This is a genomic window from Methylobacter svalbardensis (assembly GCF_037671525.1).
GTDB lineage: Bacteria > Pseudomonadota > Gammaproteobacteria > Methylococcales > Methylomonadaceae > Methylobacter_A > Methylobacter_A svalbardensis.
This window is the reverse complement of record NZ_JAWPOH010000097.1, coordinates 1-8,116: the sequence shown is the minus strand read 5'-3', so window position 1 is coordinate 8,116 and position 8,116 is coordinate 1. Positions and strand designations below refer to the sequence as shown.

Below are 8,116 nucleotides of genomic sequence, written 5' to 3'. Positions count from 1 at the left end.
ACTCAAATCTCCATAGTCCATCGCCTGTCGTGACCAGCCTTAGTATATCCCGCGATTTCCTCCCTCGAGGCTTGTCAGGCGCCTGCCCACTAGGATCTGTGGCATCTTGCAGTCCTACGCAGGAGGGCAGGCATCTGACAACCCTTAACATGTGCGGTCGATCACCGTAGCCGGGCCTATGACCGCATTCATACGGAAAGCGGACGTAACATATAAAAACAGGACGATGACAGCCAGAGGTAGATTAGCTAGCTCTCAGTAACGGTCTGTAAACATAATCCCTAAGACCAGCAAACATCCTTTTTTCGGCTCGAATTAGCTGCAAATATCCGAACCCATCGACCCGAATTAATTGCCAAAGGGATCTTTGCCACTCAGGACCGGGGCATTGATTTACAATTCAGTAATCGCTTTCAGCCTTATATAAGGCCTCTGTTGAGCTATCAGACCCATGATCGTCACCTCAGTTTCTAATCTTGTACCCAGTCTTAAACACCCACCCTACAAAAGTCAGGCAGATGATAAGAAAGCCAAATGTCATACCAATACTCATGCCGATGTGCACATCGGCGACGCCGTAGAAACACCAGCGAAAGCCGCTGATCAAATATACCACTGGATTGAACAGGGTGATCTTCTGCCATAATGGAGGCAACATAGTGATCGAATAGAACGCGCCGCCCAAGAATGTGAGCGGGGTGACGATCAACATCGGAACCACCTGCAGTTTCTGAAAATTATCGGCCCACAGGCCGATAATGAAGCCAAATAGACTGAAGGTAATAGCAGTGAGCACGAGAAAGGCGATCATCCACAAGGGATGGGCGATCTCGTAAGGCACGAAAATACGAGCGGTGCCCAGAATGAGTAGGCCTAATATCACCGACTTGGTCGCCGCCGCCCCCACATAACCAATCAGCACCTCGACCCACGAAACCGGTGCTGATAGCAGCTCATAAATAGTCCCTGCCCACTTCGGCATGTAGATGCCGAAAGAAGCATTGGATATGCTTTCGTTCAGTAAATTCAGCATAACCAACCCTGGGATGATGAAGGCGCCATAACTGACGCCGTCAATGTCGCCCATACGCGAACCGATGGCTTTGCCGAATACGATGAAGTAAAGCGAGGTGGTCAGCACCGGTGCGGCGATACTTTCCCATAGCGTACGAAAGGTGCGCGCCATTTCAAAGTGGTAAATGGCGCGGATGCCATAGATGTTCATTTCAGTGCCTCCTTGGACTGATGCACCAGACTGACGAAAATGTCCTCCAGTGAACTCTCGCTGGAGCGCAAGTCTTTGAATTCGATGCCGTGATCACCTAGCGTGCGCAATAGCTCGGCAATACCGGTTTCATCTTCCTGGGTGTCGAAACTATAAACCAGGGCGTGTCCATCGTCGGCGAGCGCTAACGACCAAGCGCTTAGCCCAGCCGGAATGCTGGTCATGGGTTGTCGCAAAGTCAGCGTGAGCTGCTTTTTGCCGAGCTTGCGCATCAGTACATCTTTGTCTTCAACAACGATCAGCTCACCTTTGCTGATGACGCCGATGCGGTCTGCCATGTCTTCGGCTTCCTCAATGTAATGTGTAGTCAGAATGATGGTAGTACCCTGCGCACGTAGTTCGCGCACCATGCGCCACATGTCGTGTCGTAACTCCACATCCACGCCGGCACTCGGCTCATCAAGGAACAATATCGTTGGCTCATGCGCGAGGGCTTTGGCAATCAGCACGCGACGTTTCATGCCACCCGATAACGTCATGATTTTTTCGTTGCGTTTGTCCCACAGGGACAGATCGCGCAGCACTTTTTCCAGGTGGGTTGGGTTGGGTGCCTTACCGAACAGCCCCCGACTGAATTTGATCGTGGTCCAGACCGACTCAAACGAGTCCGTATAGAGTTCCTGCGGTACCAACCCGATGGTTGCCCGCGCCGCGCGGTAGTCTCGCACGGTATCGTGACCGTCGGCGATGATAGTACCAGAGGTGGCCTTGACGATGCCGCAGATGATGCTAATCAGTGTCGTCTTGCCCGCACCATTGGGTCCGAGCAAGGCAAATATCTCGCCGCGTTTTATCTCCAGGTTGATTTCTTTGAGTGCTTGGAAACCGCTGGCATACGTCTTGTTAACGTCGCGCACGAAGATGATGGGAACGGTATTTTCGGCGGCTGCAGATGTGGGCATTGTATTTATGGATGCAATAGGCTAGGCATAAGGACTCTTTCATAGTGTGAAATGAAATTATATAAATAATTGTTTATCTTGAGCAATCATGACTAAACCTGCCGTTCCTCCGGCAGTAGTCTAAAAGCGCAGACCTTAATTGTAATCTGATGTTTGGGTGCGTTTAAACAAACAACAGTAATAAAGTCCCATAGACGTGTAGTTTAATCAATCTCAAAGTCTATATTTAATAACAATAGGCTTTCGAATACCAAAGCAATTAATTCATCGGGTTAGTGTCATACGTTTCTATACATATTGTATTTTTAGTTTGAAGTGTTATGGATGCCAACACGACTATCGACAATTGCCAATTGAAAGCGGGGGACGGCTACCCGCCCTTGTACCTATACGACTACCGAATTAGCAGCGGCCCCACGATCATTGCAGCAGATGGTGCCCCAATGGAAGGCCAACACAGCAATGTAAGCGGTATTTCGAAGAAGATTCAAATAGTCGTCACACCCATCAGCGGCCATCCCGTCCTGTACGGCCGAATCAATGCTCCGCCAACAAAGAACCTATACGACACTAGGAGTGATCAACCAATCGGCGGCGATCCTGAAACCATTCATTCTTATTCGGCCATTCCGCAACACTGGTATTGGCGCGTTTTTAATGTTGGTAACACTCCAGCCAAGTTCTCCTGGGAAGAATTCGAAGACGACCTTTAAATGTTTGCCAGGTCACCATGTTAGCCAGCGTCGCAGCAGCCATTGGAGTCTCGGTGTCAGACGCGTGCGGTTGTAGGCGTCCGCCGCCTTCTTGATGGCTTCTGCCTGGGTCGGATAGGCGTGGATGACGTGGGCGAGGGTACGCAATCCGATCCCCGCAACCATCGCCAGCGTGATCTCATTGATCATATCGCCCGCATGACGGGCGACGATTGTCGCGCCGAGTATCCGGTCCGTCCGCTCCTTGACGTGAATCTTCACGAAGCCTACTTCCTCGTCGTCGGCGATCGCGCGGTCCACGTCGTGCATCGGGATGGTGAAGGTCTTCACCGGGATGTCCCGCTCGCGCGCCTGCCGCACATAAAGCCCGACATGAGCGATTGCCGGATCGGTGTAGGTGCACCACGGAATCGTCAGTGCACTCAGACGCTTACGGCCGAGGAACAGCGCATTCTGAACCACGATGCGCGCCGACGCGTCGGCGGTATGGGTGAACTTGTGCTCCAGGCAGGCATCGCCGGCGGCATAGATGCGCCGGTTGCTGCTGCACAGGAAATCATCGACCCGGATGCCGGTGATAGTGTCGAAATCGACGCCTGCGGCCTCCAGATTCAGGCCGTCGACATTCGGTACCCGGCCTGTGCCGACCAGAATGGCATCGACCGCTACCGTGATGCTGTAGTCGTCGCTGACCAGATCGACGAGTTTTTGCCCGCCTTCCACGCGTATGTTAACGGCTCTGGTGTTCAGGCGCACCTCGATGCCGTCGCGCGCAAATGCATCCGAGAGGAGCTGCGCGGCGTCGCGCTCTTCCTTGGGCAGGAACAGCGGTTTTTCCTGCGCAATAATGGTCTGTGCTCCGAAGCGGCAGAACGCCTGCGCCAGTTCGCAGCCGAGCGGGCCGCCGCCGATCACCAGCAGGCGACGCGGCAGTTCGGTCAGGTCGAAGATGTTCTCGTTAGTCAGATAGTCGGTCTCGACGAGGCCGGGAATTGAGGGCGTGTTCGGCCGCGCGCCCGTAGCGATAAGTGCCTTTTTGAAGCGCAGTTTCGTGCCATCCACTGTCAGCGTATCGGTTCCGGTGAAGCGCGCCTGGCCGAAGAAGACATCCACGCCGGCCGCGATCAGTCGGTGCACCGAATCGGAGCGGCTGATACGAGCGCGAATGCCACGCATGCGCTCCATCACGACAGCAAAGTCAACGCGGATATCGCTCGGGATTTGCGCGCCATACTGCTCGGCATTACGCATCTCGGCGTACAGCCGCGCCGTGCGGATGATCGCTTTCGACGGCACGCAGCCAATATTCAGGCAGTCGCCTCCGAGCAGGTCGCGCTCGATCAGCACGACTTTCGCGCCCAGTGCCGCTGCAGCATGCGCCGCCACCAGTCCTGCAGTGCCGGCACCGACAACCACCAGGTTGTACCGGCCTGCCGGCTGCGGATTGCGCCATCCGGCTGGATGCACGTTTCCCAGCCGCTCGCGATCGTGCGCGTCCGGTGGGGCTGTCGAGTAAAAGGCGTTGCGCTGCTGCATGGTTGCGATCCTTGAATAAAGGGAGCGGCTAAAGCCAGCCGCCGCGGAATCCGGCGCGCCGTAAACCGGCGCTGACATAAGGACAGTCCCGCATTAGTCGCCAGATCAGTTGGGTACGATGGTTTTCGATCATCATCACCACAATGCCCTGGTCTAGCCCGAAGTGACCGACCGAAACCCAGGCGCTACTGTCGGCATTGGCGAGAGTCGGATTGAAACTGCTGGTGTACCGCTGAGCGGTCAGCATTTCGGGATAGCGTTGCAGCATGTTGCGTGCGGCGCATAAGGCGATCTCGGGCGCGAACGGGAGCGATGCCAGAGCCGCCCATCCGCTGAGAGTTCCGTCATCGGGCCCGTACGGCACGCCACGCGCGGCATAGCCGAACAAGTTGCGCTGCTGGTTGGCCAGTTCTGGCAGCAGATTGCTGGGGCCATCACAGGCCGTCAGGCCCCAGCAGTTTTCGTCATAACCGGCGAACCTGTTCGGGTTGCGCCGCGCGTACTCGCGCTGAACCTCAATTGCCCGTCGGCTGTTCTCGAAATAGTCGCAGCGCTTCTCGCGCATGAAGCGATCCCGAATGCCGCGAAAATCGATCCATGCATGCGAGTACTGGTGCATGAACAGCGGCCCCGCATACAGGTAATCGTAGCCGTACAGATGTTCCCATTGATAGGTTGCCGTCCAGGCCTCGTAACTGTCGTCCTTGAGCGGATGCGTCGGCGAGCCCATCGCGAGGACATAGAGGACGATAGACTCGTTGTAACCATCCCACCCGTAGTGCAGGAATCCGCATTCCGGCTTCCAGCCTTGCCTGATCGTTGCCGCTCCGCCCTGCGACCATCGCCAGTCGACGCGAAGGTATAGCGTCTCGACCAGTTCGCGCAGCTCGGTTTCCTCAGGCGTATTCGCGGTGAAGTACATGCTTGCGGCCAGCGCGCCGGCAACCAGCAGCGCGGAGTCAATCGTCGACAGCTCCGAGCGCCAGACGCGGGCGCCGGTGCGCATGTCGATAAAGTGGTAGTAGAAACCCTTGAAGCCGGTCGCCTCCGGGCTGCCGCTTTGATCGCTGTCATGAAAGAAACGCAGCACGGATAGACTGCGTTTGACTGCGTCGGCCCGCACCATCCAGCCGCGCTCCACCGCCACCGGATAAACCGACAGGGCGAACCCGACGACGGCAATGCTGGCCGGCGAATTCCCGCGCGAGGTGTCGGCGATCAGTCCATTGGCCGGATTTACGGCTTGCAGGAAGTAGCCGAATGCGGCACGCTGGAGCTGGTCGAGTCTCTGCTCGTTCATCAAAGACTCGTTGCTCATGAATCCGGTTTCGGGATTGAGGTCTTAGCCGGCAACCGCCCTTTGAGATCCTTTACAGTGAACGGACCAGGCTCGGCGATCAATTGGCGAGCGGCTTCCACCTGTTCCCACACATTCCACAGCAGTACACCCTGCACGCGATCGTTCTGTAAGTAATAGATGACGCCTTCCTCGTTGGGTCGCTTCCAGTCGGCAAAAGTCTCCAAGCGTGAGTCCACTTCGCCCACGGCTTCGTATCCCAAATCGAACATGTCGGAGTAGAAGAATGGCAGGTGATGATAGGGCTCAGACTTGCCAGCCATGTTCCTCCCCGCCAATCGTCCCATGGAATTGGCGTTGTCCTCGTGTTCGACTCGAATGCGCTTTCCCAACGCAGGGTTGTAGAATACAGCAACGTCTCCTGCCGCATAGATATCGGGATGGCTGGTGCACAGGAACTCGTCCACGACGATTCCGTTTTCCACCTCGAGCCCCACGGATTGAGCAAGTTCAACGTTCGGCTCGATGCCGACTCCCGCCACCACGCCGTCCACCACGATTTCCCGGTTTGCACTCGTTTTCAAAACATGTTGGTTGCCGCGTGCTTCCAAACCAACAATCTCTTCGCCTGCTAATACCTCAACGCCTTTTTGCTTGTAGAAGTTAGACACAAACTGAGCGAGAGGGCTAGGGAAGACGCGATCTCCAATATCTTTTTCGGGGAAAATAATCACCACTTCTTTCCCGTTCATAGCCAGCGCCGCAGCGACCTCCGAACCGATAAAGCCGCCACCGATTACGGCAAACCGCCGCCCCGTTTCGGTGAGCGCGCGAAGACGCCGGTAGTCCGGCAGGGTGCGGAAGTAGATGATTTTGTCATCGCCGAACGGAAGGCGCCGCGGCTTGCCGCCCGTGGCCAACAAGAGTTTTTGATAGGTGAAAACGTCTCCCTTGTCGTCCACAACACGTTTCTGCTCGGGAAAAATTTCTTTGACGACACGGCCAAGGTGAATCTCAACGCCTTTGTGCTCCGTCTTGCGCCAGATGACGTCCATGGACTTGCCCTTCCAAAGCGACTTCGAGAGAGGAGGGCGGTCGTACGGAACGTCAAGTTCCGCGCTGATCAGCCCGATGCTGCCGGTTGAATCGACTTCGCGGATGCCATCCACCGCGGCCGCTGCGGTCATTCCGCCGCCAATGATCAAATATTGGTAGTGCTTCATAGTTTGTGTCTCCTGTCTTTTACTTACTCTTTCCAGAGTTGCTGTCTGGATTTGCGCAGCGCCCTTATAGATTGAGAAGAAATTGTCCTTTACACAAAGAATGTTGTCTGTACGCTGGCATACACAACGCCATGTTCCGACCACTACGTTTCAAAGTTCCTAATGAGCATAGAGTTATGGGTGCCTAAAATTCCTTATCCTCGATCATGACTTCAAAATCATTGGCCGCCAGCACTCGCTGCGAGACAGGAGTCGAGTAGTCCCCAGAAGCGATAGTGCACGTGTTTTCATGAAGCGCTTTTTGCGTAGTGAAATGCAGGCTTTCCGAAATCGCGTCGAGTCATTGCGAGAATGATGCTAGGTACCCCTTGTTGGGTGTCCAGCGAAAGAAGCAGGACGGCTGGGGCAGACGCAGGCATTAGCGGTCACGTAGCTTTTGCCGCTTGTTGGGCAGGGATGCCTATAAAAGCTTTAGCAAAAATAGCGACTCCCCGGTCAACCTGGAACTTGTTAGGTTCTGTTGACGTTTCATCTCAACCATAACAGTGCCGAGGAAAACGACAGCATTCCCATGTAATTAATATCCTTTTTCTCATATCGCGTAGCAATTCTGCGATAGTGCTTGAACTTGCCGAACAGGCATTCAACGACATGTCGCTCTTTATAATGCCAATAATCACACTCTATTTCTTATTTCCGGTTGGATTTTGGTGGGATAACATAGAGTCAGTTGGTTCACTTGAATCGACTGGCCGCTTTTCGTGGGTATGGTGTCATTCGGAAATATGGATTGAATGGCTCTTGTGGGTCGGTGGACTAAACCGCTTCGCGCTATGGTGTCTGCGATTTTAAGCCTCCCGGTAATTGAAAGAGTGTAACTGTTCCCTATGTTAAGAAATGAGGCAATCCGCCTTGTTTCAAGATAGGAGCAGTGTCATGACTTCGACAATTAAATCCATTACCCCGTTACGCCAACGCATGATCGACGACATGCGGATGCGTAAACTTTCCCCCAAAACTCAGGCCGGGTATATTCGAGTTGTAAAGCGTTTCTCGAGTTTCCTGGGGCGCTCGCCGGATACCGCCAGCGCCGAGGATTTACGCCGTTATCAGTTGTATCTGGTCGATCACGGCATTTCGTCTATTTCCCTGAATGCGGC

7 protein-coding genes are annotated in these 8,116 nt (G+C 54.6%); 2 read left to right on the top strand and 5 right to left on the bottom strand.

From position 1 onward, the window contains the following. Positions 1–463: 463 nt before the first annotated feature. Positions 464–1,225 (bottom strand): ABC transporter permease, encoded by a 762-nt coding sequence (locus RW114_RS18985; protein ID WP_340124317.1) that lies wholly within the window; start codon positions 1,223–1,225, stop codon positions 464–466. Further along, entirely contained in the window at positions 1,222–2,187 is a 966-nt protein-coding gene (locus RW114_RS18980; RefSeq protein ID WP_340124316.1) for an ABC transporter ATP-binding protein, read from the bottom strand. Before RW114_RS18980 ends, RW114_RS18985 begins: the two co-directional genes overlap by 4 nt. Before the next feature lie 320 nt (positions 2,188–2,507). Between RW114_RS18980 and RW114_RS18975 the strand changes: the two genes are divergently transcribed. Then, on the top strand, positions 2,508–2,900 hold the full coding sequence (locus RW114_RS18975) for a hypothetical protein (RefSeq protein WP_340124315.1): 393 nt from the start codon (positions 2,508–2,510) through the stop codon (positions 2,898–2,900). Between the two features lie 12 nt (positions 2,901–2,912). Here RW114_RS18975 and RW114_RS18970 read toward each other — a convergent pair whose 3' ends face one another. From RW114_RS18970 to RW114_RS18960, 3 genes are read right to left on the bottom strand one after another with little or no spacing between them, the layout of a single operon-like run. Further along, complete coding sequence (locus RW114_RS18970) at positions 2,913–4,436, bottom strand: mercuric reductase (RefSeq protein WP_340124314.1); 1,524 nt, start codon at positions 4,434–4,436, stop codon at positions 2,913–2,915. A gap of 28 nt (positions 4,437–4,464) precedes the next feature. After that, complete coding sequence (locus RW114_RS18965; RefSeq protein WP_340124313.1) at positions 4,465–5,736, bottom strand: glucoamylase family protein; 1,272 nt, start codon at positions 5,734–5,736, stop codon at positions 4,465–4,467. A gap of 14 nt (positions 5,737–5,750) precedes the next feature. After that, a complete protein-coding gene (locus RW114_RS18960; protein WP_340124312.1) occupies positions 5,751–6,956 on the bottom strand; it encodes an NAD(P)/FAD-dependent oxidoreductase in 1,206 nt (401 codons plus the stop codon). Between the two features lie 936 nt (positions 6,957–7,892). Between RW114_RS18960 and RW114_RS18955 the strand changes: the two genes are divergently transcribed. Beyond that, positions 7,893–8,116 (top strand): phage integrase N-terminal SAM-like domain-containing protein (locus RW114_RS18955; protein WP_340124311.1); only part of this gene is annotated, 224 nt, incomplete at its 3' end.